25 protein-coding genes are annotated in these 24,757 nt (G+C 61.1%); 15 read left to right on the forward strand and 10 right to left on the reverse strand.

Features of this window, described 5'->3' with window-relative positions; genetic code table 11:
• Positions 1-115: 115 nt before the first annotated feature.
• Positions 116-1,615, reverse strand: a complete 1,500-nt coding sequence (locus tag SJY36_RS06980) for a CoA-acylating methylmalonate-semialdehyde dehydrogenase (protein ID WP_132996742.1) — start codon at positions 1,613-1,615, stop codon at positions 116-118.
• Positions 1,616-1,827: 212 nt separating this feature from the next.
• On the opposite strand from SJY36_RS06980, the gene SJY36_RS06985 reads away from it, so the two are divergent.
• The 3 genes from SJY36_RS06985 to coaD all read left to right on the forward strand — a co-directional run bounded on the left by SJY36_RS06985 (position 1,828) and on the right by coaD (position 3,797).
• Entirely contained in the window at positions 1,828-2,724 is an 897-nt protein-coding gene (locus SJY36_RS06985) for a LysR family transcriptional regulator (protein WP_009826775.1), read from the forward strand.
• Between the two features lie 60 nt (positions 2,725-2,784).
• Positions 2,785-3,219, forward strand: a complete 435-nt coding sequence (locus SJY36_RS06990; RefSeq protein WP_005852978.1) for a CBS domain-containing protein — start codon at positions 2,785-2,787, stop codon at positions 3,217-3,219.
• Between the two features lie 83 nt (positions 3,220-3,302).
• A complete protein-coding gene (coaD, locus tag SJY36_RS06995; RefSeq protein ID WP_005852979.1) occupies positions 3,303-3,797 on the forward strand; it encodes a pantetheine-phosphate adenylyltransferase in 495 nt (164 codons plus the stop codon).
• A gap of 3 nt (positions 3,798-3,800) precedes the next feature.
• Here the strand turns inward: coaD and gap (SJY36_RS07000) are convergent, their stop codons facing one another.
• The 3 genes from gap (SJY36_RS07000) to gap (SJY36_RS07010) form a co-directional block, all read right to left on the reverse strand.
• The gene (gene gap, locus SJY36_RS07000) at positions 3,801-4,802 is read right to left on the reverse strand and encodes a type I glyceraldehyde-3-phosphate dehydrogenase (RefSeq protein WP_386173850.1); all 1,002 of its coding nucleotides are present in this window, start codon (positions 4,800-4,802) and stop codon (positions 3,801-3,803) included.
• 113 nt (positions 4,803-4,915) lie between these two features.
• Positions 4,916-5,059, reverse strand: a complete 144-nt coding sequence (locus SJY36_RS07005; protein ID WP_005852981.1) for a hypothetical protein — start codon at positions 5,057-5,059, stop codon at positions 4,916-4,918.
• 64 nt (positions 5,060-5,123) lie between these two features.
• The gene (gene gap, locus SJY36_RS07010) at positions 5,124-6,125 is read right to left on the reverse strand and encodes a type I glyceraldehyde-3-phosphate dehydrogenase (RefSeq protein WP_037944033.1); all 1,002 of its coding nucleotides are present in this window, start codon (positions 6,123-6,125) and stop codon (positions 5,124-5,126) included.
• 192 nt (positions 6,126-6,317) lie between these two features.
• Here gap (SJY36_RS07010) and SJY36_RS07015 point away from each other — a divergent pair, with 192 nt between their 5' ends.
• A complete protein-coding gene (locus tag SJY36_RS07015) occupies positions 6,318-7,313 on the forward strand; it encodes a DUF808 domain-containing protein (protein WP_386173853.1) in 996 nt (331 codons plus the stop codon).
• Between the two features lie 165 nt (positions 7,314-7,478).
• On the forward strand, positions 7,479-9,098 hold the full coding sequence (locus tag SJY36_RS07020; RefSeq protein WP_386173855.1) for a hypothetical protein: 1,620 nt from the start codon (positions 7,479-7,481) through the stop codon (positions 9,096-9,098).
• Positions 9,099-9,270: 172 nt separating this feature from the next.
• Here SJY36_RS07020 and tkt read toward each other — a convergent pair whose 3' ends face one another.
• Positions 9,271-11,286, reverse strand: coding sequence for a transketolase (gene tkt / locus SJY36_RS07025; RefSeq protein WP_037944997.1), 2,016 nt, complete (start codon positions 11,284-11,286; stop codon positions 9,271-9,273).
• Positions 11,287-11,534: 248 nt separating this feature from the next.
• Here tkt and SJY36_RS07030 point away from each other — a divergent pair, with 248 nt between their 5' ends.
• From SJY36_RS07030 to SJY36_RS07040, 3 genes are read left to right on the forward strand one after another with little or no spacing between them, the layout of a single operon-like run.
• Positions 11,535-12,035, forward strand: coding sequence for a hypothetical protein (locus SJY36_RS07030; RefSeq protein WP_132996737.1), 501 nt, complete (start codon positions 11,535-11,537; stop codon positions 12,033-12,035).
• On the forward strand, positions 12,035-12,460 hold the full coding sequence (locus tag SJY36_RS07035) for a cell division protein ZapA (RefSeq protein ID WP_386173857.1): 426 nt from the start codon (positions 12,035-12,037) through the stop codon (positions 12,458-12,460). Before SJY36_RS07030 ends, SJY36_RS07035 begins: the two co-directional genes overlap by 1 nt.
• Positions 12,457-12,813 (forward strand): MliC family protein, encoded by a 357-nt coding sequence (locus SJY36_RS07040; protein ID WP_386173859.1) that lies wholly within the window; start codon positions 12,457-12,459, stop codon positions 12,811-12,813. The genes SJY36_RS07035 and SJY36_RS07040 overlap by 4 nt, the downstream gene beginning before the upstream one ends.
• Before the next feature lie 97 nt (positions 12,814-12,910).
• On the opposite strand, the gene grxD is transcribed toward SJY36_RS07040, so the two are convergent.
• From grxD to SJY36_RS07055, 3 genes are read right to left on the reverse strand one after another with little or no spacing between them, the layout of a single operon-like run.
• The gene (grxD, locus tag SJY36_RS07045; protein WP_386173861.1) at positions 12,911-13,273 is read right to left on the reverse strand and encodes a Grx4 family monothiol glutaredoxin; all 363 of its coding nucleotides are present in this window, start codon (positions 13,271-13,273) and stop codon (positions 12,911-12,913) included.
• Positions 13,270-13,515: a hypothetical protein gene (locus tag SJY36_RS07050; protein ID WP_386173863.1), complete on the reverse strand. Its 246-nt coding sequence runs from the start codon at positions 13,513-13,515 to the stop codon at positions 13,270-13,272. Before SJY36_RS07050 ends, grxD begins: the two co-directional genes overlap by 4 nt.
• A 4-nt stretch (positions 13,516-13,519) precedes the next feature.
• On the reverse strand, positions 13,520-13,756 hold the full coding sequence (locus tag SJY36_RS07055; protein WP_005853000.1) for a BolA/IbaG family iron-sulfur metabolism protein: 237 nt from the start codon (positions 13,754-13,756) through the stop codon (positions 13,520-13,522).
• A 154-nt stretch (positions 13,757-13,910) separates the two neighbouring features.
• Between SJY36_RS07055 and SJY36_RS07060 the strand changes: the two genes are divergently transcribed.
• From SJY36_RS07060 to SJY36_RS07085, 6 genes are all read left to right on the forward strand, one after another.
• The gene (locus SJY36_RS07060; RefSeq protein ID WP_386173865.1) at positions 13,911-14,879 is read left to right on the forward strand and encodes an XdhC family protein; all 969 of its coding nucleotides are present in this window, start codon (positions 13,911-13,913) and stop codon (positions 14,877-14,879) included.
• The gene (locus SJY36_RS07065) at positions 14,876-15,859 is read left to right on the forward strand and encodes a molybdopterin-binding protein (protein ID WP_386173867.1); all 984 of its coding nucleotides are present in this window, start codon (positions 14,876-14,878) and stop codon (positions 15,857-15,859) included. The genes SJY36_RS07060 and SJY36_RS07065 overlap by 4 nt, the downstream gene beginning before the upstream one ends.
• 131 nt (positions 15,860-15,990) lie before the next feature.
• Positions 15,991-16,476 (forward strand): (2Fe-2S)-binding protein, encoded by a 486-nt coding sequence (locus SJY36_RS07070; protein WP_005853005.1) that lies wholly within the window; start codon positions 15,991-15,993, stop codon positions 16,474-16,476.
• A gap of 192 nt (positions 16,477-16,668) precedes the next feature.
• The gene (locus SJY36_RS07075) at positions 16,669-19,032 is read left to right on the forward strand and encodes a xanthine dehydrogenase family protein molybdopterin-binding subunit (protein WP_386173869.1); all 2,364 of its coding nucleotides are present in this window, start codon (positions 16,669-16,671) and stop codon (positions 19,030-19,032) included.
• Positions 19,033-19,188: 156 nt separating this feature from the next.
• Entirely contained in the window at positions 19,189-19,980 is a 792-nt protein-coding gene (locus SJY36_RS07080) for an FAD binding domain-containing protein (protein ID WP_386173871.1), read from the forward strand.
• Between the two features lie 162 nt (positions 19,981-20,142).
• Positions 20,143-22,140 carry an OmpA family protein gene (locus SJY36_RS07085; protein WP_386173873.1) on the forward strand — a complete coding sequence of 666 codons (1,998 nt, stop codon included), beginning with the start codon at positions 20,143-20,145 and terminating at the stop codon, positions 22,138-22,140.
• Between the two features lie 79 nt (positions 22,141-22,219).
• Here the strand turns inward: SJY36_RS07085 and infC are convergent, their stop codons facing one another.
• Positions 22,220-22,768, reverse strand: coding sequence for a translation initiation factor IF-3 (gene infC, locus SJY36_RS07090; RefSeq protein WP_037944998.1), 549 nt, complete (start codon positions 22,766-22,768; stop codon positions 22,220-22,222).
• 217 nt (positions 22,769-22,985) lie between these two features.
• Here infC and SJY36_RS07095 point away from each other — a divergent pair, with 217 nt between their 5' ends.
• On the forward strand, positions 22,986-23,657 hold the full coding sequence (locus tag SJY36_RS07095; RefSeq protein WP_386173875.1) for a hypothetical protein: 672 nt from the start codon (positions 22,986-22,988) through the stop codon (positions 23,655-23,657).
• Between the two features lie 223 nt (positions 23,658-23,880).
• On the opposite strand, the gene SJY36_RS07100 is transcribed toward SJY36_RS07095, so the two are convergent.
• The gene (locus tag SJY36_RS07100) at positions 23,881-24,717 is read right to left on the reverse strand and encodes a ferredoxin--NADP reductase (RefSeq protein ID WP_005853016.1); all 837 of its coding nucleotides are present in this window, start codon (positions 24,715-24,717) and stop codon (positions 23,881-23,883) included.
• Positions 24,718-24,757 lie beyond the last annotated feature (40 nt).

The raw sequence follows: 24,757 nt of genomic DNA on the forward strand, positions 1-24,757 counted from the left end.
ACGGTGATCCCTCCCAAGACCGATCGAATTGAACGTGTGTTTAATTGTAAGCATGCACGTGGGCGTCGCGCAAGCACCCTCCGGCGGGGAAGCCGCCGAAGGGCGAGGATGGGGCTTATTCCATCGGCTTGAAGTTGAACTCGCCACCTTCTTTGATGCCCGAGGGCCAGCGCGAGGTCACGGTTTTGGTGCGTGTGTAGAATTTGAACGCATCCGGCCCGTGCTGGTTCAGGTCGCCAAAGACCGATTTCTTCCAGCCGCCAAAGGTGTGATAGGCGAGCGGCACGGGGATCGGCACGTTGATCCCGATCATGCCGACGTTGACGCGCGCCGCAAAGTCACGCGCCGCATCGCCATCACGGGTAAAGATCGCGGTGCCGTTGCCCATTTCGTGATCCATCGCAAGGCCAAGTGCCTCTTCATAGGTTTTGGCGCGGACGGTGGACAGCACCGGCCCGAAGATCTCGTGCTTGTAGATGTCCATATCGGGGGTGACGTTGTCAAAGAGGTGCGGGCCGACAAAGAAGCCTTCCTCGTAGCCTTGCAGCTTAAAGTCGCGCCCGTCGACAACCAGCGTGGCCCCCTGATCGACGCCGGTCTGTACCAGCCGTTCGATGTTTGCCTTCGCGGCTGCGGTGACCACGGGGCCGTAATCGACGTCATTGCCCGAGGTATATGGCCCGACTTTCAGCTTCTCGATGCGCGGCACCAGCTTTTCGATCAGACGGTCGGCGGTTTCCTCGCCCACAGGCACAGCGACCGAGATCGCCATGCAGCGTTCGCCCGCTGCGCCATAGCCCGCGCCGATCAGCGCGTCCGCGGCCTGGTCCAGATCGGCGTCCGGCATGATGATCATGTGGTTCTTGGCACCGCCAAAGCATTGGACACGTTTGCCATTCGCGCAGCCCGTGCCGTAGATATATTCGGCGATGGGGGTTGAGCCGACAAAGCCCACCGATTGAATGACAGGGTGATGCAGGATCGCGTCAACCGCTTCCTTGTCGCCATTGACGACCTGAATGATACCTTTGGGCAGGCCCGCTTCTTCCAGCAGTTCGGCCAGCATCAGGGGCACGGATGGATCTCGCTCGGACGGTTTGAGGATGAAGGCGTTGCCGCAGACGATGGCGGGGGCGAACATCCACATGGGGATCATGGCGGGGAAGTTGAACGGCGTGATGCCTGCGGACACGCCAAGGGGCTGACGCATGGAATACATGTCGATGCCGGGGCCCGCGCTGTCGGTGAAATCGCCTTTCAGCAACTCGGGTGCACCGATGCAGTATTCCACCACTTCCAGACCGCGCTGCACGTCACCGGCGGCGTCGGGCAGGGTCTTGCCGTGCTCGCGGCTCAGCGCTTCGGCGAGCTTGTCCATATCGCGGTTCAGCAGGTCCACGAACTTCATCATGACCCGCGCCCGACGCTGGGGGTTCACCGCGGCCCATGCGGGTTGCGCGGCCATGGCGTATTTTACGGCCTGATCCAGCTCTGCCTCGCCAGCCAGCGGGACTTTCGCCTGCACTTCGCCGGTTGCGGGGTTGTACACGTCGGCAAAGCGGCCTGACGTGCCTTTGACGTGGGCACCGTTCAGGTAATGGGTCAACTCTTGCATGGAATGCTCCTTCTGTGCGTTTGGCGGCAGGTTAGGCTTGCAAAAAACAAAGCAAAAGAGGCATGGCGTCAAAATCGTTTTGCATTATTGCAAAGCCTTGCGCGGGCTGAAAGGGTAGGGTGGGGCGCTGCCCCCGTCCTTCGGACGTCCCCGGAGTTTACGGGCAAAATGAAGTCTGTGCAGAAAACGAAACGTGAAAGGTGCCGTGGCCGATGATGGGAAACTGGGACGACCTGCGGCTGTTTCTGGCCGTCGCGCGCGAGCAGAGCCTATCGGGCGCAGGGAAGCTGTTGCGATTGGACCCCGCGACCTTGGGGCGACGCATGGCGCGGCTGGAAAAGACCATGCAGGCGGTATTATTCGTGAAATCGCCCTCGGGCTACGCGCTGACCGAGGCGGGCGTGCAGTTGCTGTCGCGCGCCGAAGCCGCAGAGCAGGCGATGCGGCAGGCCACGGCGGATGTGGTCGTGCCGTCGGATCAATTGGCAGGGCAGATCAGGATCGGGGCACCGGACGGCTGCGCCAATTATCTGCTGCCACAGGTCTGCGCCCGTTTGGTGGCGGATAATCCGGGGCTCGATATCCAGATTGTCGCCCTGCCGCGGGTGTTCAACCTGTCGCGGCGCGAGGCGGATATGGCGATCGGGGTCAGCGCACCTACGGCGGGACGGCTGGTTGTGCAGAAAATCGCCGACTACCAGCTGCATCTTGCCGCCGCTGACAGCTATCTTGCCGCGCGTCCCGCGATCCGGACCGTTGCAGACCTGCAGGGGCACCGGTTGGTGGGGTATATCCCCGACATGATCTTTGATCGCGAGCTTGATTATCTGGCTGAGCTTGGCATGACGCGGGTGCCTCTGGCCTCTAATTCCGTGTCCGTTCAGGTGAATATGATCCGGCAAGGGGGCGGCGTCGGGATTGTGCATGATTTCTCGCTCCCTGCGACGCCAGGGGTGACGCGCATCCTGACCGGTGACGTGCATCTGAGCCGCGCCTTTTATTTGATTCGCCACGAAGACGACCGGCGCAATCTGCGTCTGAGCCGCTTTGCGGAAGCTCTGGCGCAGGGCGTCCGCGCCGAAGTGGCGAAACTGGAGGCAATTGCTTGACACGCAACAGTATTAAAGGGAACCTGACCTATAGGTAATATTCTTGCGAAGGGGCCGACCATGCTAGTTTCCCAAATCCTGAAAACCAAAGCGGATGACAGTGTTACGACGGTAAAACCGGGCACGCGTATCTCGCAGGCGGCGGCGATGTTGTCGGAAAAGCGGATCGGGACCCTAGTCGTGTCAGCGGACGGCAAAACGCCCGATGGTATCCTGTCGGAGCGTGACATCGTGCGCACCCTTGGCCGCGAGGGCGGCGGCTGTCTGGACGACACCGTAGAGGCGCTGATGACGCGCGATCTGATCACCTGCGCCAAGGATGAAACCGCGGATGATATCCTTGCCAAGATGACGCAAGGCCGCTTTCGCCACATGCCTGTTTTGGAGGATGGGGTTCTGATCGGCCTGATCTCTTTGGGGGATGTGGTCAAGGCCCGCCTGATGGAGCTTTCGATGGAGAAAGACGCCCTGGAGGGAATGATCAGGGGCCACTAGCCCACCGAAATTGGCGTTGCATCTTCGCGGTGTAAATGCTTGCTTGCACTTCGAATAACGACTTGAAATGACTGGACTCTCCCATGCGCGTAGGCCTTTACCCCGGCACCTTCGACCCTATTACTTTGGGGCACATCGACATCATCCGGCGGGCGGCGACGCTTGTTGATAAACTGGTGATCGGTGTCGCGATCAACCGCGACAAGGGGCCATTGTTCGAGCTGGAAGAGCGTGTCGCCCAGATCGAAGAGGAATGCCGCAAGCTGAACCAGGAGACCGGGACAGAGATCGTGGTGCATCCCTTCGAGAACCTGTTGATCGATTGCGCCCATGATGTGGGGGCACAGATGATCATCCGCGGGCTGCGGGCCGTGGCGGATTTCGAATATGAGTATCAGATGGTGGGGATGAACCGTAAGCTGGATGATAGCGTCGAGACGGTCTTCTTGATGGCAGAGGCCGAGCATCAGGCGATTGCCAGCCGTTTGGTCAAGGAAATCGCCCGGCTTGGCGGGGACGTCAGCAAATTTGTGACGCCCGCCGTCAATGCCGAGCTGTTAAAGCGTTTCTCGCAATAACGATCAGAGGGTTTTCGCAACCTCGCGCGAGGTGTCGAGCATACGGTTCGAGAACCCCCATTCGTTGTCATACCAGCCCAGAACCCGCAGCTGTGTCCCGCTTTGGACAGAGGTCTGATCAAGGGCCACGACACAGGAATGTGAATCGTGGTTCAGGTCGATCGACACCAGAGGACGTTCAACCAGACCAAGGATGCCTTTCAGCGGGCCTTCGGCGGCGGTGCGCAGGGTGGCGTTGACCTCCTCCACCGTGGCTTCTTTCGACAGTTCGACCACCAGATCGACACAGGATACATTCGGTGTGGGCACGCGGATCGCGGTGCCGCCGATCAGCCCGTCAAGCTCGGGCAGCACTTTACCCAGTGTCTTGGCCGCACCGGTGGTGGTGGGGATCATCGACAGCGCCGCGGCGCGGGCACGGTACAGGTCGCTGTGCGCCGTGTCATGCACCGGCTGGTCGCCGGTGTAGCTGTGGATTGTGGTCATATGGCCGTGCTTGATGCCGAAGGCGTCATGCAGGGTCTTGGCCAGCGGTGCCATGCAGTTGGTGGTGCAGGAGGCGTTGCTCAGCACCGTGTCTTCGGCGGTGATCAGATCGTGGTTCACACCGTAGACGATTGTTTTCATGTCGTCTTTACCGGGGGCAGAGATGACGACCCGCTTCGATCCATTCGCCAGATGCTTGGCCGCCGCCTCGCGCGTGGTGAAGATGCCGGTGCATTCCAGCACGATCTCCACATCGCCCCACGGCAGGGCAGCGGGGTCGCGTTCTGCGGTCACGCGGATCGGGCCTTGGCCCACATCCATCGTGTTGTCGCCCAGGGTGACCGGACGGCCAAAGCGCCCGTGGACCGAGTCGAATTCGAACAGATGTGCGTTGGTTTCCAGCGGGGCGAGATCGTTGATCGCCACCACCTGCAAATCATCGTCGCCACGCTCCATCAGCGCGCGCAAAACATTACGACCGATACGGCCAAAGCCATTGATTGCCAATTTGGTAGCCATGGGGCGTCCTCCTGAATTTGATAGCGCTAACATCGACATTTATGACAAAGAGTCAACCTGTGCAGGGCAATATTGCGCCGGAAGCGATCGGAGGGAAGGGGCCGACTGTCGGATCAGCGCCAGAACGCCACCCATTCGATCAGGTCGACAAATTTCTTGGTCAGGAAAATCAGATGTTCGCTGCCATAGATCAGCGCATCAATCCCCAGTGCGGTCAGCAATACAGCAGCGAGAGAGACAGCGATGGGGGTGTCCATGGGGGCGGTGGTCCTTGCCTGCGGGTGGCCCAGATATGACAGGGCAACCCGCGCGTCGCAAGTCTTAGCCCAGTTTGCCCATGGCAACGGCGACATCGGCCATACGGACAGAGAAGGCCCACTCGTTGTCATACCACGCCAGGACACGCACCAGACGGTTGCCAACGACCTTGGTCTGGTCGGGCGCGAAGATCGACGAATGTTCGGTGTGGTTGAAATCGACCGACACTTTCTGTTCCGCATCATAGGCAAAGACCCGCGACATCGGGCCGTTTGCAGCGGCGCGCATGGCCTCGTTGACCTCTTCAACCGTGACATCACGGCCTGCCATAAAGGTCAGGTCAACTGCGCTGACGTTTGGCGTTGGAACGCGCATGGCGGTACCATCCAGCTTGCCTTTGAGCGCGGGCAGCACTTCACCCAAGGCTTTCGCCGCACCGGTAGAGGTCGGGATGATCGCCATCGCAGCGGCACGCGCGCGGTACAGGTCTTCGTGGCGGCGGTCCAGCGTCGGCTGGTCGCCGGTATAGCTGTGCACGGTGGTCATGATGCCGCTTTCGATGCCGAACGCATCATGCAGCGCCTTGGCCATCGGGGCCAGACAGTTGGTGGTGCAAGACCCGTTCGATACCATCGTGTCCGAGGCCTGCAATTCACCGTCGTTCACGCCGTAGACAACCGTGCGGTCGACGTTCTTGCCCGGTGCCGACAGCAACACGCGTTTCGCGCCCTGATCCAGATGCACCTTTGCCAGCAGCCCGTCGTTGAACTTGCCCGTGCATTCCAGCACGACGTCGCACCCTTCCCAGTTCAGCTCATTCATCTGGTAGGTCGACATGACCTCCATCTCTCCGCGTCCCAGATCCAGCGTGCCGTTGCCGACTTTGACGTCATTGGGAAAACGCCCGTGGACGGAATCGTATTTGATCAGATGTGCCGCAGTCTCCAGCGGGCCGGTCGCGTTGATGCGCACCACCTCGATGTCATCCCGGCCCGACGCCGCGATATGAGACAGGGTGCAGCGGCCGATGCGGCCAAATCCGTTGATACCGACTTTGATGGTCATGGGGGCGTCCTTTGGCAAAGATCTGGAACTTTGCCGGTTCTATATCTGGTGGTCGTGAACAGGGGAAAGGGCTAAAACCCCCTAATTTCCGTATGTTAGCGATAAATATTCGTGTTAGCGATAACCCTCAGATCGGCTTTGCCTTCTGCCTGCGCTGCGCTACCCTTACGCCAACAAATATGGAGAGACTGAATGAGCGGCCTATTAGCCCTGTTGGATGATGTAGCAGCGATTGCAAAAGTGGCCGCGGCCAGCGTGGATGATGTGTTCGGTCAGGCCGCCAAGGCCAGTGCCAAAGCCGCGGGTGCTGTCATCGACGACGCCGCCGTGACCCCGAAATACGTCAGCGGCTTCGAGGCCAACCGCGAGCTGCCGATCATCTGGCGCATCACCAAAGGGTCGCTGAAGAACAAGCTGGTCTTCTTGTTGCCCGCCGGTTTGCTGCTGTCGAATTTCGCGCCATGGTTGATCGCGCCCTTGTTGATGTTGGGTGGGGCCTACTTGTGTTTTGAAGGCGCTGAGAAGATCGTACATGCGCTTGGGGTTGGGGGAAAAGGCCACGATGATCATCCGCCCGGTGCCGATGAAAAGGTGATCAAGGACCCTGCCAAGCTGGAAGAGCAAAAGGCCAAAGGTGCGATCAAGACCGACTTTATCCTCTCGGCCGAGATCATGACCATCGTGCTGTCAAACCTCGAGGTGTCAAATTTCTGGATGGAGGCAGGCGCTTTGGCCGCCGCCGCCGTGATCATCACGGTCGCGGTCTATGGCTCCGTCGCGCTGATCGTAAAGATGGATGATGTGGGGCTTTATATGGCCAAGAACGGCAATCTCGGCCTGACCCGTGGTCTGGGTCGCGGGATCGTGCGCGGCATGCCGTGGTTCCTCAAGGCGCTGACCATCATCGGGACGGCGGCCATGCTCTGGGTCGGCGGATCGATCATCGTGCACGGTATGGAAGAGCTTGGCTTCGGCGCGCTTGGCCACCTGATCCACGACTACGCCGTCGCTTTCGGCCATATGGTGCCGGTCGCGTATGAAGGTGCCGCCGAATGGATCGCCAAAGCCGCGATGGACGGTGTCTTTGGTCTGGCCCTTGGATTGGTGCTGATCCCCGTCGGCGAAAAGATCATCACCCCGCTGTGGCGCGCGGTCTTCAACCGCAAGGATGCCGGCGCACACGCGTAAACGGGGCGGGTATGAGAAACGGAAGGGGGCGCAGGTTGCGCCCCTTTTTTGTGTGCGCGCGCTCAGCTTGCCTAAAGACCGCGGGGCAGAATTTACCGCTTCGTCGTCTATATTACGCCTAAATTGCAAGCTAGCGGTGTTAGAGACGGCACAGGGAACCCATTTTTGTTTCACACCTCGTTTAGATATTTTCTCGCAGCGACGTCGGCTGCGATGCTGGTCTACTTGGGCTTGACCCTAGACCCGTCGATCCGCGCGGAAAACGAACGCTTCGCGGCGTGCAAAAACGATACTTCGTCTCAATGCCTCTCCAGCTTGGGCGTAGAGCAGGCGATGGATGCGCGCTTCGTTCCGCCACACATGCCTGAAGTGAGCATGTTGGCCCAAATGGGTCGCATCGACGACGCTTTTGCCTTGGCGCTACGTGCTGAAAGCGAAAATGAGCCGCTGCCAGAGGACGTTGAGGCGACCGTCAACAGGATGCTTGCTAGCCACCGTCTTACAAGGGCGCTTCGCGAGGGCAAGAGCCTGCAGGAAGCGATGGAAATGACACCGGGCGTTGGTGCTGGCACCCTTTGGATCACTGCGCTAGATTTCCTTGGCCGCAGGCCCTACGGGCTGTCTGCGCGCGACGGAAGCACTGCGGACGCAATCCCGCGTGACGTAGTATCAGAGATCGCGCAGCGCATCGTCGATATTGCACAAAACGAACCCGTCAGGCCGCGCATTAGCCACCTAGTGGAAGCGGCTGAGTTGCACGCAGCTTTAGGGAACCGAGACAAAGCATTAAAGGTGCTTCAATCCTTGCCGCGAACGGACAACGCCTCCATCGACCCAAGTGCAAACCTTATGCGGCTCATTGGGCCGTCAACATTTCTGCAGCTCTATCGCGAGGCAGGCGGTACGCATCTTTCCATACTTTTGACCGCCGCGGCGACAGAGCCGGATATGACCCTCGCAGCCACGTATCTGGAAGAGGCCTTTACCGCGTTCTCGACAAAAAAGCCCTTTCCGGAATATGTCTGGATGGAGCGCATTATTGAACGCGCCGTCGACCTTGGCTTGCAGCCACTTGCCCTTGAGTTGGCACGCGCCTTCGAGGAGCGAGCTGACACCGAACCCGCGATCTTCCCCGTCTTTGCACATATTGAAGCTGCGCGTGTTTTGTTACTTGCTGGTGCCGACGAGGGGGAAGTTCAGGCGCGGCTTGACGTGGCGCTTAGCACGTTTCGCACGAAGGATGGGAAAACTGCAAGTGACGCTTCTGAGATCGGGAGTATTCGGTGGGGCACTCGTCGGCTGGATGCGCAGGCACGGCGTGAAATGGCGACGCTAAAGGCGCGGCTCGGAGAAACTGAAACAGCCATCGCCTATATGGCAGGGTTGGAACAACCATTGTTTTCTTGGATGAGCATGCTGACCTCGGAGATTGCGGTTCAGGACGTGGATCTGCTTTTGCTAGCGGCGCGTGGTGCCCTTTCCGAAGAAGAGCTCGCCTATGCAAAGCTGCAGCATGCGCAACAGCTGTTGCTAAGTGACACGGGCGAAGGGCAACGTGTTTGGGCGCAAGCGAAAGCGGCAGAGCTAGCAAAATCCGACACGCTGAGTGGGGAGCACGCGGTTCGCGCCTACAGTATGCTGTCTAGAATTGGGGCGCTTGTCGAAGACCAAAGACTTGAACGGTTAGGGTTGGAACAAATGGCTGAAGCCGCCCTGAAATCTCGCCGCTACCAAGATTTGTTGATGGCTGGCTTTTGGTGGAACCGATCACAGCAAATGCCATGATTTCCACTCAGTGTGTCTGCCTCTGAGCCACCGCAAATCTGCAAAATGCGTCGATCAGATAGCCCTGTGTCGACTGCTATGGTCGTCGGATCGAACGTTTCCTGCGCCCCCCACAAACCAAAAAGGGGGAGCAAAATGCTCCCCCCATTCTCGTCTCGCTAAACAGCTCAGATCATAGCAGCGCTTTGGCCTTGTCGGCGACGTTCTGCGGGGTGATGTCGAACTTTTCGAACAGCTCTTCCGCGGGGGCGGAGGCACCGAAGCGGTCCATGCCGACGAAATCGGCCTTGTTCCACTTGCCACGCTCGCCGGTGAGCCAGCGGTCCCAGCCTTGGCGTACGGCGGCTTCGACGCCGACGCGGACGGGGCCGGCGGGGAGGACGCGGCGGCGGTAGGCTTCGTCTTGGGCGGCGAACAGTTCCATGCAGGGCATGGATACGACGCGGGTGCCGATGCCTTCGGCTTGCAGCAGGTCACGGGCTTTCAGCGCGATCTCGACTTCAGAGCCGGTGGCGATCAGGATGACCTGACGTTTGCCTTCGGCGTCCGCCAGAACATAGGCCCCCTGTTCGGTGAGGTTCTTGTTCTTGTGCTCAAGCCGCACGGTGGGCAGGCCCTGACGGGTCAGCGACAGCACGGACGGTGTCTTCTTGCTGCTCAGCGCGATTTCCCAGGCCTCTGCGGTTTCAACCGTGTCAGCGGGGCGGAACACATAGGTGTTGGGTGTCGCGCGGCTGATGGCCAGATGCTCGACGGGTTGGTGTGTCGGGCCGTCTTCGCCCAGACCGATGCTGTCGTGGGTCATGACGAACACGCTTGGCACCTGCATCAGCGCGGCGAGGCGCATGGCGGGGCGGGCGTAGTCGGTGAAGCACATGAATGTGCCGCCGTAGGGGCGGATACCGCCGTGCAGCGCCATGCCGTTCATCGCGGCGGCCATGCCGTGTTCACGGATCCCCCAGTACACATAACGCCCACCACGGTTGTCCACGTCAAACACGCCCAGATCAGCGGTCTTTGTGTTGTTCGAACCGGTCAGGTCAGCCGAGCCGCCCACGGTTTCGGTATAGAGCGGGTTCAACACCTCGAGCGTCTTTTCGCTGCTGGCGCGCGTGGCCAGTTTCGGCGCGTTTTCCGACGTCTGCTTTTTGAACGCCTTGATCGTCGCGCTCAGCTTCTTGGGGGCGTCTCCGGCCAGCGCGCGGTTGAACTCTTCACGCTTTGTGCGAGACATGGCGTCGAAACGCTCTTCCCAGGCGCGGCGGTCGTCTGCGCCGCGTTTGCCGATTTCTTCCCAGGCGGATTTCACGTCGGCGGGGACTTCGAACGGGCCGGTTGTCCAGCCATAGGCGGCTTTGGCGGCGGCCATCTGGTCCGCGTCGGTCAGCGCGCCGTGACCTTTCGAGGTATCCTGCGCGGCGTGACCAAGCGCGATGTGCGTTTTGCAGGCGATCATCGTGGGCAGATCGGATTTGCGCGCCTCGGTCAGGGCAGCGTCGATCTCGTCGGGGTTGTGGCCGTCGATTTCGATGACGTGCCAGTCAGCCGCCTTGAACCGCGCGACCTGATCCACTTTGTCGGACAGCGAGACGGGGCCGTCGATGGTGATGTCGTTGTTGTCCCACATCACGATCAGTTTGCTCAGCTTGTGGCGACCGGCAAGGGCAATCGCCTCGTGGCTGATGCCTTCCATCAGGCAGCCGTCACCCGCGATCACATAGGTGAAGTGGTCAACGATCTTCTTGCCGTATTGCGCGCGCTGGATTTCCTCGGCCATGGCAAACCCGACAGAGTTCGCGATCCCCTGACCCAGCGGGCCGGTGGTGGTTTCAATCGCGTCGGCCAGGAAGTTTTCAGGGTGGCCCGCGGTGCGTGCGCCCATCTGGCGGAAGTTCTTGATCTCTTCGAGGGGGAATTGCTCGTAGCCGGTCAGGTGCAACAGCGAATAAATCAGCATGGACCCGTGGCCGGCCGACAGGATGAAACGGTCGCGGTCAGGCCACAGCGGGTTGGACGCGTCGAACTTCAGGTGCTTTTCAAACAAGACAGTGGCGACATCCGCCATGCCCATCGGCATGCCCGAGTGGCCGGAATTGGCGGCGGCGACAGCGTCCAGCGTCAGGGCGCGAATGGCGGTCGCTTTGGACCAATGGGCGGGATGGGCTTTGGCGAGGGCGTTCAGATCCACGGTGCAAGCTTCCTTATAAGGGGGAAAAGGGATTGCGCGGATCAATACCAGCCACCCCGCAAAGATCAAGGCCCAGAGGGCATCGCCCGCAGCAGAGCTTTTCCGCCGGGCCAAGGCATTGTTCTTAAAGGGGCAGTATTCCGCCTTTGGTTTCGGTAGGATCAGCGGAAACCACGTTGACCAGCGATTCGATGGTTGGCAAACTGCATTTTACGACTGACATACGACGTTTTACGAGGAACCCTGCGATGAGCGACATAGAACACTTGCAAGGCCGTATTTTGGCGGCGCTTGAAAGGGCATCGCGCGGAGCTGACAAACTGGCCGTCGCCAAGGCGGAGGTCCCCGATCTTTCGGAAGAACTGGCGCAGGAGCGCGCTGTCAACGCAGAGCTTTCTGAACAGGTCACTGCCCTGAAAAAGCGGCTGGAAGATGAAACCGCCCATCTGCGGGCTGAGCTGGCCACAGCACAGGCGCGCAACAACAGTGCGTCCGCGGCACAGGCCCAGACCGAAAAGCTTGATCTGGAAATCCAGCGGGTGCGCCGCGCCAATGCGCAGCTGGCCGATGCCTGCGCTGCGCTGCGCGAAGCCAATGCCGAAGGGGTGGGGGACGCCGATCTGATCAATGCCGCCTTGCAGGCAGAGCTTGACGCGCTGCATGCCGCCCGTCGCGCCGATGTGGCAGAGGCGGACGCGATCCTCTCTGTTCTTACCCCGCTTGTTCCCACTGCCGAGGAGTCTGCCTGATGCCCGAAGTTTCCATCTCTATCGGCGGTCGCCAATTCGAAGTTTCCTGCCAGGAGGGCGAGGAAGACTACCTGCACGCCGCAGCCAAGATGCTCGACGATGAAGCGCAGGTGTTGTCGGATCAGGTGGGCCGGATGCCCGAAGCGCGGATGTTGTTGATGGCGGGCCTGCTGCTTGCCGATAAAACCGCCAGCGTCGAGGATAAGATCAAGGAAGCCCGCGCCGAACTGGCAGAGCGTGACGCGGAACTTGCAAGCCTGCGCAATGTCGTGGTGGAGCCCGAGCGGATCGAGGTGCCTGTCATCCCGCAAAGCGTCACCGACAGCCTTGCCGAAATGGCCGCCCGCGCCGAAGCCTTGGCGAGCGAGATCGAAGACAAAGCTCAAGACAGGGCCCGAGACAAGGCCCAAGACGGGGCCCAGTGACCCTGCCGCACGCCATCGCATTCGGGGCCGCGACGGCGTGGTGGCTCGGGGTAGGCGGCAGCGCTTTGGCGCAGGCCATGCCGGTCACTGCCACCTATATCTGCGAGCGCGGGGTCGAGGTGCCGGTTTCCTATACCACCCCAGAACAGGGGGAGGCGACGGCTGTGCTTTATGTGGAAAACCGCATGGTTACGCTGGTCCGGACCCGCGCGGCATCAGGGGCGCGCTATGCATGGCCCTCGGACGGTTCTGGCTATGTCTGGTGGGCCAAGGGGGACGCCGCGACGCTATTCTGGCATGATGCGGCGGCGGAGGAAGATATCACGCTCTATGCGGCGTGTCAGGCGCGGTGACGCGTTCTATGCAGGGCGCGCGCCGATTTGCGTAGCGCGGTTCGGGTGCCCCTTGATCCAAGGCGCACCCGTTTTTTTGTCAGCCGACCGTTAGCCGTTAGCCGTTGGCTTCGCGGATCTTGTCAGCTGCGTCCTTGTCGAAGGCGACGCCGTTGTCTTCCAGCAGCGTGTCCAACTCGCCCGACAACATCATTTCGGTGATGATGTCACAGCCGCCGACGAATTCGCCTTTGACGTAAAGCTGCGGGATGGTGGGCCAGTCAGAGAAATCCTTGATCCCCTGACGCAGCTCTTCGTCGGCCAATACGTTCACGTCGGTGTAGTCGACATTCATATAGTTCAACACGCCCGCCACACGGGACGAGAACCCGCACTGCGGCATCGTCTTGTTGCCCTTCATGAACAGCACAACATTATTGGCGGTGATGGTTTCGTGGATTTGCGTCTTTACGTCGGTCATTTCGATTTGTCCCTTGGTATAAAGCGTTTCGCGTATTCTTGAGGGTCGCGGGGGATGCGGTAGTTGGTCTGATGCCCGCCGCCACCGCCACCCGAATGATAGGTCGCGTCAATTTCGTGATAGCCCTTGCCCGGCTTTGATCCGCGTTCGGTGTCGCGTGTGTGCTTCAGCGCCTGTAGGCCGCGCAGAACCGCCACGATCAGCACCAAGACGCTGAGGATCAGGACCAGGATCGGGTCCACCGGATCAATCCGGCGCTTTGGTTGTCAGCGCCAGCGCGTGCAAATCGCCGTTCGATCCATCCATCCGGCCCTTGAGCGCGGCATAGACGGCACGTTGCTGTTGCACACGGTTCTGGCCACGGAAACTTTCGTCGATGATCATCGCGGCCATATGCACGCCGTCATTGCCTTCGACGGTGATCTTGGCGTTTGGAAAGGTCTCGCGCAGCAGGTCTTCGATTTCGCGGGCTTGCATGGGCATGTGTGGGGCGCTCCGTCTGGCATGTCATTGCCCAAGATGTAGTAGTGTGCAGGGCGGCGTGCAAGTTATCTCCCCGTTATCTCATTGAGCGGGGGCATGGGACGCCCTACATAAGAACAGTCGCCGCCGCGACAAGGTAAGGAGACCACCCGCCATGGAGATTTTCGAGAACGCACCAGAACGCGCCTATGCATGGGCGCAAGCGGGCCGCGGGGCCGCGCTGGCCACGGTGGTGGAGACATGGGGCTCTGCCCCGCGACGGGTTGGCGCGCAGCTGGCCATCGCCGCAGATGGCGAGATGCAGGGCTCTGTCTCGGGCGGGTGTGTCGAGGGGGCCGTGGTGGTCGAAGCGCTTGAGGCGATCGAGGACGGCACGCCGCGGTTGCTGGAATATGGCGTCAGCGATGGTGACGCCTTTGCCGTGGGGCTGGCCTGCGGCGGGAAGATTTGCGTGTTGGTCGAACCTGTGGGCGAAAAGGCGATGCCGTTTGACGTTCTGGGCGACCTCGTCCGCGCCCGCGCCGCGCGCCAGCCTGTGGCCTATCAGGTGCCCCTGTCGGGCGGGGTGGGGCGCTTGGTCACGGGCGGCTATGCAGACCGCTTTCGCATGGACCGTTCCGGCGTTGAAGAGGATGGCGATACATTTGTCGCGATCCACAACCCGCCGCTGCGGCTGCTGATCGTCGGGGCGGTCCACATCGCGCAAGCCTTGGTGCCCATGGCGCAGGTCGCGGGCTTTGACGCCGTGGTCATCGACCCGCGCGAGGCGTTTGGATCGCAAGCGCGGTTCCCAGATGCACAGGTCGTCAACGACTGGCCGGACACGGCGATGGACACCGTCGGCGTTGATACCCGCAGCGCCGTTGTGCTGCTGACCCACGACCCCAAACTGGACGATCCCGCGCTGCATATCGCACTCCGGTCCGACGCCTTCTATATCGGGGCGCTCGGATCGAAACGCACCCATTCCTCCCGCGTGGCACGGCTAGAAGAGGCGGGCTTTACCGCTGCCGACATCGCGCGCATCAACGGCCCCGTCGGGCTGGACATCGGGGCCGCCAGCCCGCCCGAGATCGCGGTGTCGATCCTGTCGCAGATGATCCAAGCCCTGAGAAAACCGTGAAGTTCGGCCCCATCGACACGGCGCAGGCCGAGGGTGCCGTGCTGGCTCATTCCATCGCATTGCCCTCGGGCCGTTTGCGCAAGGGGTTACGGCTAGAGCCCGCCCATCTGGCCGCGCTTCGGGCAGAGGGCATCGACCGTATCATTGTGGCGCAGCTCGCGTCAGGGGATGTGGATGAAAACACCGCCGCGGCACAAGTGGCGCAGGCCGTTCTGGCGGCGCATCCCCATCTGACGATGACGCGCGCCTTTACCGGTCGCGTGAACCTGCTGGCCGATGGGCCGGGGGTGGCGCAGCTGGATGTGGGCGCGCTTGAAGCGTTGAACGCCGTGCACCCGATGATCACGCTGGCCACGGTCCCGCCGTTCCAGCAGATGGCAGCGGGGGGCATGGTGGCGACCATCAAGATTATCTCTTACGCCGTCGCGCAAAGCGATCTTGCTGCCGCCTGTGATGCCGGACGCGGCGCGATCCGGCTGGTGCCACCGCAAATCAAGGACGCGACGCTGATCATCACCGAGATTGACGGCGGCGCGGGCGACAAGGGGAAAAAGGCCATCGCAGACCGGCTTTCTGCGCTGAATGTGGATCTGAAAAAAGTCGTTATGGTCCCGCATGAGGTCACCGCTTTGCGCGATGCCATTGCGGCGGCGGATACGGCGCTGACGCTGATCCTCACCGGCTCTGCCACCTCTGACATTGATGACGTGGCCCCGCAGGCCCTGCGCGCCGCGGGCGGAGAGGTCTCGCGCTTTGGCATGCCGGTTGATCCGGGCAATCTGCTGTTTCTGGGGCAGATGGGCGATACGCCGGTGATCGGCCTGCCGGGCTGCGCGCGCTCTCCTGCGTTGAATGGGGCGGATTGGGTGCTGTCGCGGGTGATCTGCGGCATAGAGGTATCCCCGCGCGATATCGCCCGCATGGGGGTGGGCGGCCTGCTGAAAGAGATCGCCACCCGCCCGCAACCAAGACGCGGCTGACCGACCCTGACGCAAGGCCCGTCGCCGCGCCGCGCCCGCGAAGTTCAACCCATGCGAAAAATTTCTGTTCTCAACGCCCCTTTGGCGTGCTTAACTCGACCCAACACATGACATAAAACGGGAGGAACATCATGACCGAGGTCAAAATGACCGTGAACGGCAAACCTGCATCCGGTGCCGTCGAAGGGCGCACGTTGCTGGCGTCATTCCTGCGCGAAAACCTGAGCCTGACCGGCACGCATATCGGCTGTGACACCAGCCAGTGCGGGGCCTGCGTGGTTCATGTCAACGGCGAGGCGGTCAAGGCCTGCACCATGCTCGCGGTCGAAGCGGACGGGGCCGAGGTCAAGACGATCGAATCCATGGCCAACCCGGATGGATCGCTGACAGTGATCCAACAGGCGTTTCAGGACCACCACGGGCTGCAATGCGGCTTTTGTACACCGGGCATGATCATGTCGGCCTCGGCGCTGCTGAAAGACAACCCCAAGCCGACCGAGGCAGAGGTGCGGCACTATCTGGACGGCAATATCTGCCGCTGCACCGGTTACCATAACATCGTCAAGGCGATCATGGCCGCATCCGGTCAGGACGTCAGCGCGCTGGCTGCCGAATAACCACCGTGCGACGTGCGGCCCTGTTGATGCGGGGTCGGGAGGACACGGCGCACCCATCCTGAAAACCGCGCTTTCCCATGCAAACGGGGAACCGCAGCAACCCATAGATTGACGACACAAGAATAAAGCCAAACGCAAAAGCCACATACGACGGTACGGACCCGATCCGTGCCCCATAGGGAGGAATTGACCATGCCAAAGGACGGCGGAATTGGTGCCAGCAGCAAGCGGCGCGAGGATATCCGGTTTTTGACCGGTGAGGGGAATTATACCGACGATATCAACCTGCACGGACAGGCGCATGTGTTCTTTCTGCGCTCGGATATCGCCCATGGCGTGCTGAATTCGGTCGATACCTCCGCGGCAGAGGGGATGCCGGGGGTCGTGAAGATCTTTACCGGTGCCGATTTCGCCGAGGTCGGGTCGATCCCCTGCGGCTGGCAGGTCACGGACAAGCATGGCGAGCCCATGCAAGAGCCGCGCCACCCCGTGCTGGCCGAAGGCAAGGTCCGCCACGTAGGCGAACCGATTGCGGCTGTCGTGGCGGAAACCCTGTCGCAGGCCCGTGACGCGGCAGAGGCGATCGTCGTCGACATCACCGATCTACCCGCCGTCGTCGATATGAAGCAGGCCGTGCAGGAAGGCGCGCCCAAGGTTCATGACGATCTGACCTCGAACCTCTGCTACGATTGGGGCTTTGTCGAAGAGAATAAGGCAGCCGTGGACAAGGCCTTTGACGACGCGGCCCATGTCACTACGCTGGAACTGGTCAACAACCGTTTGGTCGCCAACCCGATGGAGCCGCGCGTCGCCGTCGGCGACTATGCACGCGGGACAGGCGATCATACGCTTTACACCACCAGCCAGAACCCCCATGTGATCCGCCTGCTGATGGGGGCCTTTGTTCTGGGCATCCCCGAACACAAGCTGCGCGTCGTGGCCCCCGATGTGGGCGGCGGCTTTGGCACCAAGATTTTCCACTATCAGGAAGAGGCGTTCTGCACCTTTGCCGCCAAAGCCTGTAACCGTCCGGTGAAATGGACCTCCAGCCGGTCCGAGGCCTTCATGTCCGACGCCCACGGGCGTGACCATGTGACCAAGATCCAGATGGCGCTGGACGCAGACAATAACTTTACCGCGCTGCGCACGGACACTTACGCGAATATGGGGGCTTATCTGTCGACCTTCGCACCGTCGGTGCCCACATGGCTGCACGGCACCTTGATGGCGGGCAACTACAAGACGCCGCTGATCTATGTGAACGTAAAGGCCGTGTTTACCAATACCGTGCCCGTCGATGCCTATCGCGGCGCGGGCCGGCCGGAGGCAACCTATCAGCTGGAACGGCTGGTGGATAAATGCGCCCATGAGCTTGGGGTCGACCCGATTGCCTTGCGGCGACAGAATTTCATCACCGAATTCCCCTATGCCACGCCGGTCGCGGTGGAATATGACACGGGCGATTATGTGGCCACGATGGACAAGCTTGAAGAGATCGCCGATTTCGCCGGTTTCGACGCGCGCCGCAAGGAAAGCGAGGCCAAGGGCAAGCTGCGTGGGTTCGGCGTGAACTGCTATATCGAGGCGTGCGGCATCGCGCCCTCGAACCTTGTGGGACAGCTTGGCGCGCGGGCGGGTCTGTATGAATCCGCCACCGTGCGGGTCAATGCCACGGGCGGTCTGGTCGTGATGACCGGCAGCCACAGCCACGGGCAGGGGCATGAAACCGCCTTCCCGCAGGTGATCGCCGAGATGATCGGTATCCCCGAAGAGATGGTCGAGATCGTGCATGGCGACACGGCCAACACCCCGATGGGGATGGGCACCTACGGCTCGCGCTCCCTTGCGGTTGGCGGGTCGGCCATGGTCCGCGCCACAGAAAAGATTATCGCCAAGGCCACCAAGATCGCGTCGCACCTGCTGGAAGCCTCGGAAGGGGATATCGAGCTGAAGGACGGGGCCTTTACCGTGGCGGGGACGGATAAATCCGTTGCTTGGGGGGATGTGACGCTGGCCGCCTATGTGCCGCATAACTACCCGCTGGAGGATATCGAGCCCGGTCTGGAAGAGACGGCTTTCTACGATCCGTCGAACTTTACCTATCCGTCCGGTGCCTATGCCTGCGAGGTCGAGTTGGACCCCGAAACCGGCCATGTCACCATTGACCGTTTCGCGGCGGCGGATGACTTTGGCAATATCGTCAACCCGATGATCGTCAGCGGTCAGGTCCACGGCGGGATCGCGCAAGGCATCGGGCAAGCGCTGATGGAGAATTGCGCCTATGACAGCGACGGTCAGTTGCTCACCGCGTCCTACATGGATTACGCGATGCCACGGGCCAGCGATCTGCCGTTCTATACCGTTGACCATTCGTGCCAGACGCCCTGTACGCACAACCCCCTGGGCGTGAAAGGCTGCGGTGAGGCAGGGGCCATCGGGTCGCCGCCTGCGGTGGTGAATGCAGTGTTGGACGCCATGCGATCGGGCGGTAAGGATGTCGGGCATATCGACATGCCTGTCACACCGGCGCGGGTTTGGGCGGCGATGAACGGTTAAGACGGTTGGGGCAGGTGCGGGGTTCAGCCCCCTATGTGCCTCAGACGCAGAAAATAAGGGAAAGCGGGGGCCAGCCCCCGCGCCCCCGGAGTTTATTGGCAAAATGAAGAGAGGCGTTTGGGGCCGCGGCCCGCTCTCTGACTGGAAGGACGCAAGATGTATGATTTTGATGTAGTGAAACCCGCGACAGTGGCCGAGGCGGTCTCGGCATTGGGGCAGGACGAGGCGCAACCGCTGAGCGGCGGGCAAACGCTGATCCCCACACTGAAGGCGCGCTTGGCGATGCCGTCGGTTCTGGTGTCGCTGAGCGGGATCGAGGACATGCGCGATGTGCGTATGGGCGATGACGGTCGCCTGTGTATCGGTGGGGGTACCGTACATGCGACCGTCGCCAAAGAGGCAGAGGCGCATTACCCCGGGCTGGCCAGTCTGGCCGCGCGGATCGGAGATCCGGCCGTGCGCAACCGTGGCACCATCGGCGGATCGGTCGCGAATAACGACCCCTCGGCCTGTTATCCGGCAGGGGTGCTTGCCAGCGGTGCGACGATTGTGACCAACGCGCGCGAGATCGCGGCGGATGATTTCTTTGAGGGGATGTTCGCCACCGCGCTGGACGAGGGCGAGATCATCACCGAAGTGCGTTTCCCGATCCCCGAGAAGGCGCATTACGAGAAATTCATCCAACCTGCCTCGCGCTTCCCGCTGGTGGCCGTGTTTGTGGCAAAATTCGCGGACGGTGTGCGGGTCGCGGTGACGGGTGCGTCGGAGGATGGCGTCTTCCGGTGGAGCGATGCAGAAGCCGCGCTGAGCGGGAGTTTTGCCGTGGATGCCCTGTCGGGGGTGAGCTTGCCCGGTGACGGCATGATCAGCGATCTACACGGCAGTGGTGACTACCGTGCGCATCTGGTTGCTGTGATGACAAAACGGGCTGTTGCCGCGCTGACCTAAACCACTCGATACTTCAATGAAAACCGTCCCTTGGGAAACCTTGGGGCGGTTTTTTGCTGTCTGGATGATTATCACTTGCGCAGGGTTGGGAACGATTTTGCAGCACCGGTGTTGTGCCGTAACGCTGCCCGAACGGCGTCCATAACCCCGTGAGGATTAGGAATGTATAAACTTTTGAAATCGACGACCTCTTTGACCATGTGTTTGGCGCTGGCTTTGCCCACAGGTGGTTTTGCCCAGACGACAGAAAGCTGCGTGGCCGAAGGGGAGCAAACCGTGTTCCCATGCGTGCTGCCTGACGGCAGTGTCGTGGCGGATGCGGATCAGATGATGACTTTGCGTGCCGATGGCGATTTGGCGCAGGCTCTTGGTCTTGAGGCGGAAGCCCAGGCCGACGCGCAAGCCGAGCCAGATGCAGAAGCCGCCGCTGAAACCGTAGACGCCGCTGAAGAGCAGGCTGCCGCCGCTGCCGAAGCCGAAGCCGCTGCCACCGCAGAAGCCCAAGCCGCCGCGGAAGAGCAAGCCGCTGCCGACGCAGAGGCCGCCGCCGCTGCCGCTGAAGCAGAAGCTGCTGAGGCGCAAGCTGCAGCCGATGCAGAAGCCGCCGCCGCCGCGCAGGCCGCTGAACAAGAGGCCGCCGAAGCTCAGGCCGCTGCAGACGCACAAGCCGCCGAGGCCGAGGAAGCTGCTGCCGCCGAAGCGCAGGCCGAAGCAGAGCGTGAGGATGCGGTCGCTGCACAGATCGCCGCAGACGCTGAAGCCAAGGCTGCAGCCGAAGCCGAGGCAGAGCAAGACGCCGCTGCGGCTGCCGAAACCTCGGAAAGCCCTGAAGCGCAGTTTGCCGAGACACAGGCAGATGCTCCTGCCGCTGAAAGCGATGCTGGCGTAGAGGCAGAGGCGCAAGCTCAGACCGAGCCGGCAGAGACTGAGTCGACCGAAGAAACCCAAGCCGAGACCGACGTGCCGGCAGACAGCTCTTCCGACACTGAAACGCAGGCGGAGGCCGAAACCCAGCAGCAAACGGAAGAGCAGATCGCCGCTGATCTTGCCGCCGAACAGGCTGCGGAAGAAGCCCGTCAGGAACAGCGCGCCGCTGATGCAGCCGCTGCTGCCGAAGCCGCCGCCGCTGCTGACAGCGGTGAAGCCAAGGCCGATGTTGTGGTAGAAGAGATCACCGAAGAAGACACGCGCGCCTCGAACGAAGAATTTTCGACGGCCGTCACCGGTGACACCTCTGCCGAAGCCAATACGCAAGCCAAAAAGGATGACGACGACGGGCTGAGCAAGTTCGAGAAAGCCCTGCTTGTCGGCATCGGCGCAGTGGCTGTCGGGTCGATCCTGAACAATGGCTCGAAGGTCGTGAGCAACTCGGGTGACCGTCTGGTTGTTGAAGATCCGAATGGGGATCTGCGCGTTTTGAAAGACGATGATGCGCTTGTGCGTCAGGCCGGTGACGAAGTCCGCCGCGAGACGTTCAACGACGGTTCTTCGCGCACCACTGTGATTAAGCCTAACGGCAGCAAGATCGTGACCATTCTGGGTCGGGACGGCACCGTATTGCGCCGGATCAACGTTGATCCACAGGGCAATGAATATGTGCTGTTCGATGACACCCAAGCCGAAGAGCGTATCGTGGTGAACGAGCTGCCCCAGGTCCGTCCGCAGGCCAATACGCTGGCAAGCCAGCAGAACGAGGAAGCGCTGCGTGCTGCGTTGCAAACGCAGTTGCGTGGCGATCAGGCCCAGCGGTATTCGCTGCGTCAGGTGCGTGATGTCCGTCAGGTCCGTGCCCTGGCACCAGAGATCGAGCTGGACGCTGTGCGTTTTGCCACAGGGTCGGCTGCAATCCAGCCTGAACAGGCCCGTGCGCTGTCCAAGATCGGGACCGCGATCAGCAATGCCATCAAGGATGATCCGCGCACTGTGATCCTTGTGGAAGGGCACACCGATGCGGTTGGCAATGCGGGCTACAACCTTGCGCTGTCTGACCGTCGTGCCGAGACCGTTGCATTGGCCCTGACCGAGTATTTTGACGTGCCGCCAGCCAACCTGATCACCCAAGGCTACGGTGAAAGCGCGTTGAAAGTACCGACCGAGACCGCCGAACCCGCCAACCGTCGTGCGGTTGTGCGCAACATCACAGGTCTGCTGCGTCAGTAACCGCGACGTTCAAGACATAGAAAAGCCCCCGCAGGAAACTGCGGGGGCTTTTTGCGTCTCGGGACTGAAAGACCCGGAATTATTTGCTTGGCAGCGGCCCGATGAGCATGACCATCTGGCGGCCTTCCATCTTCGGGAAGTTTTCAACGCGGCCAACTTCTTTGGTGTCTTCGGCAACACGTTCAAGCAGCTCGCGGCCAAGGTTCTGGTGGGCCATCTCACGGCCGCGGAACCGCAGCGTGATCTTTACCTTGTCCCCATTGTCGAGGAACTTGAACACGTTACGCATCTTGACGTCATAGTCATTGGTATCGGTGTTCGGGCGGAACTTGACCTCTTTGATCTCGATGATCTTTTGCTTCTTGCGCGCTTCGGCTTCACGCTTTTGCGTCTCATACTTGAATTTGCCAAAGTCCATGATCTTGCACACGGGCGGGTTGGCATTGGGCGAAATCTCGACCAGATCAAGTCCGGCATCAACAGCCATTTCCATGGCGCGATCCGGTGTCACGACGCCGACGTTTTCCCCATCCGCACCGATCAGGCGGATTTCGTTGGCGCGGATGTTTTCGTTGATGCGCGGGCCGGTGTCTCTTTGCGGCGGCGCGTTATGCGGTCTGCGAGCGATGATGGTCGTCCTTTGATTGTTGTACTGATGTCGAGCACGGAAGGTAAACCTGCTCATGGTCTTCTTCAAGTCGCAAAATGGCGCATATACAGGGTAAAACCGCGTATTTTTGGGGGATTTACCCAAGGCGAAGCAGCGTATCGCGCATTTGACGCTATGTGTCGGCATATAGTATGTGCAGCAGGGGATTAACAAAGTTCAAAGGAACCACAGCATCATGAAAAACCTCATCTGGATTGTCATCGCAGGGGTGATCGCGCTTGGCGCGTACATGTTGTATTCGGGCCGTTCGGTCCAGGAGATTGCGACCGATGCGTCGGATGCCGTCAATGCTCCCGCCGCGCTGGAAAGTGCGACCGAAGCTGTGGGCGACGCTGTTGAGGCGACAGAGGGCGCAGTGACCGAGGCGGTAGAAGCCACCACTGAGGCCGCGAATACCGCAGCCGACGCGCTGTCGGAAGCGGCCGAGGATGTGGCCGACGCCGCGGCAGAGGCGGGCGAGGATGCCATGAACGCGGGCAAGCAGATCGCCGAGGATGCAACGCAAGCGGCGAATGATACCGCAGAAGGCAACGCGGAGGTTTCTACCAGCGCAGAGGCCGATGCCATGGCTGCCAGCGATTCAGAGGCAAGCGATGCCGCCAGCACCACACAAGCGGGCACGGCACCCGCCGCTGACCCGCAAGCCGAAGCAGACGCCGCAGCGGTTCAAGAGGAAGAAGCCGCCGCCGTCGCCGCGACAGATGCACAGGCCAGCGCAGATGCGGGGGCTGCAGCCGATACAGAAGTTCAGGCCGACGTCACCGCCGATGCTGACACGCCAGAGCAGTTAACCACCGTCGATGGCTTTGATCTGGAGAAGGTGCAAACCATGATCGACACCTTCTGATCTGCCCGCCACGCAAAAAGCGCTGCTGAAGCAAGGGCTGGTCACCGCCGGTGAAAACCCCGATGCCCTGCGCGCGATCCTCGCACGGATCCGCGAGGCCCTGGCGCTTTAAGCGCGGCCCACGCAAAGCCGATCCGCCAGACATGAAAAAGCCGCGCCTCAAAAGAGAGCGCGGCTTTTGTTTTATCTGTGGTGCCCCATGCAAGGGCACCGCTGCGTCGGATCAGCCGACAAAGGCCTTTTCAACGACGTAGTGTTTGGGGTCGGAGTTCGCCCCTTCCTCGAGCCCGAAACCTTCAAGCACGTCCTTGATATCCTTGTTGAATTCAAGGCTCCCGCAGACCATGCCGCGATCGGTGTCGGCGCTGATCCCGTCGATGCCGAGGTCTTTGAACACCGTGCCGTCCTGCAGCAGATTGGTGATGCGGCCCATCTTGGGGCTTTGTTCACGGGTGGTGGTGGGGTAATAGACCAGCTTGTCGCCGATCATCTCGCCGATCAGCGGATCATCGGCAAGGCTCTCGACCAGCGTGCGGCCATAGTCAAGCTCGGCCACATCGCGGGTGGTGTGGGTCATGATGATCTGGTCGAATTTCTCGTAGGTCTCCGGTTCGCGCAGCAGCGAGGCAAAGGGCGCAAAGCCTGTGCCGGTGGCGAAAAGCCACAGACGTTTGCCGGGCAGCAGCGCGTCATGCACCAGCGTGCCGACGGGCTTGGGCCGCAGGATGATCTGGTCGCCGGGCTGGATGTGTTGCAGCTTCGAGGTCAGCGGGCCGTCCTGCACCTTGATCGAATAGAACTCCAGCTCTTCGTCCCAGGAGGGGGAGGCGATGGAATAGGCACGCAGCAGCGGCTTTTGCTTGCCGGTCTCGGGGTGCGGGTCGCCCATCAGGCCGATCATCACAAACTCGCCCGAGCGAAAGCGCAAGGACGCAGGGCGGGTCACGCGGAAGGAAAACAGCCGGTCCGTCCAGTGTTTGACAGAAGTCACGGTCTGCGCGTCAGGCAACGTGGGTACGGGTTTGGCGTCGGTTTGGGTCACTACATTCTGCTCGGTCATAATTTCATCTACGCGCGGATCGCGGCACGCAGCCTTTCTC

It is taken from the genome of Sulfitobacter sp. R86518 (assembly GCF_042466275.1).
Taxonomy (GTDB): domain Bacteria; phylum Pseudomonadota; class Alphaproteobacteria; order Rhodobacterales; family Rhodobacteraceae; genus Sulfitobacter; species Sulfitobacter pontiacus.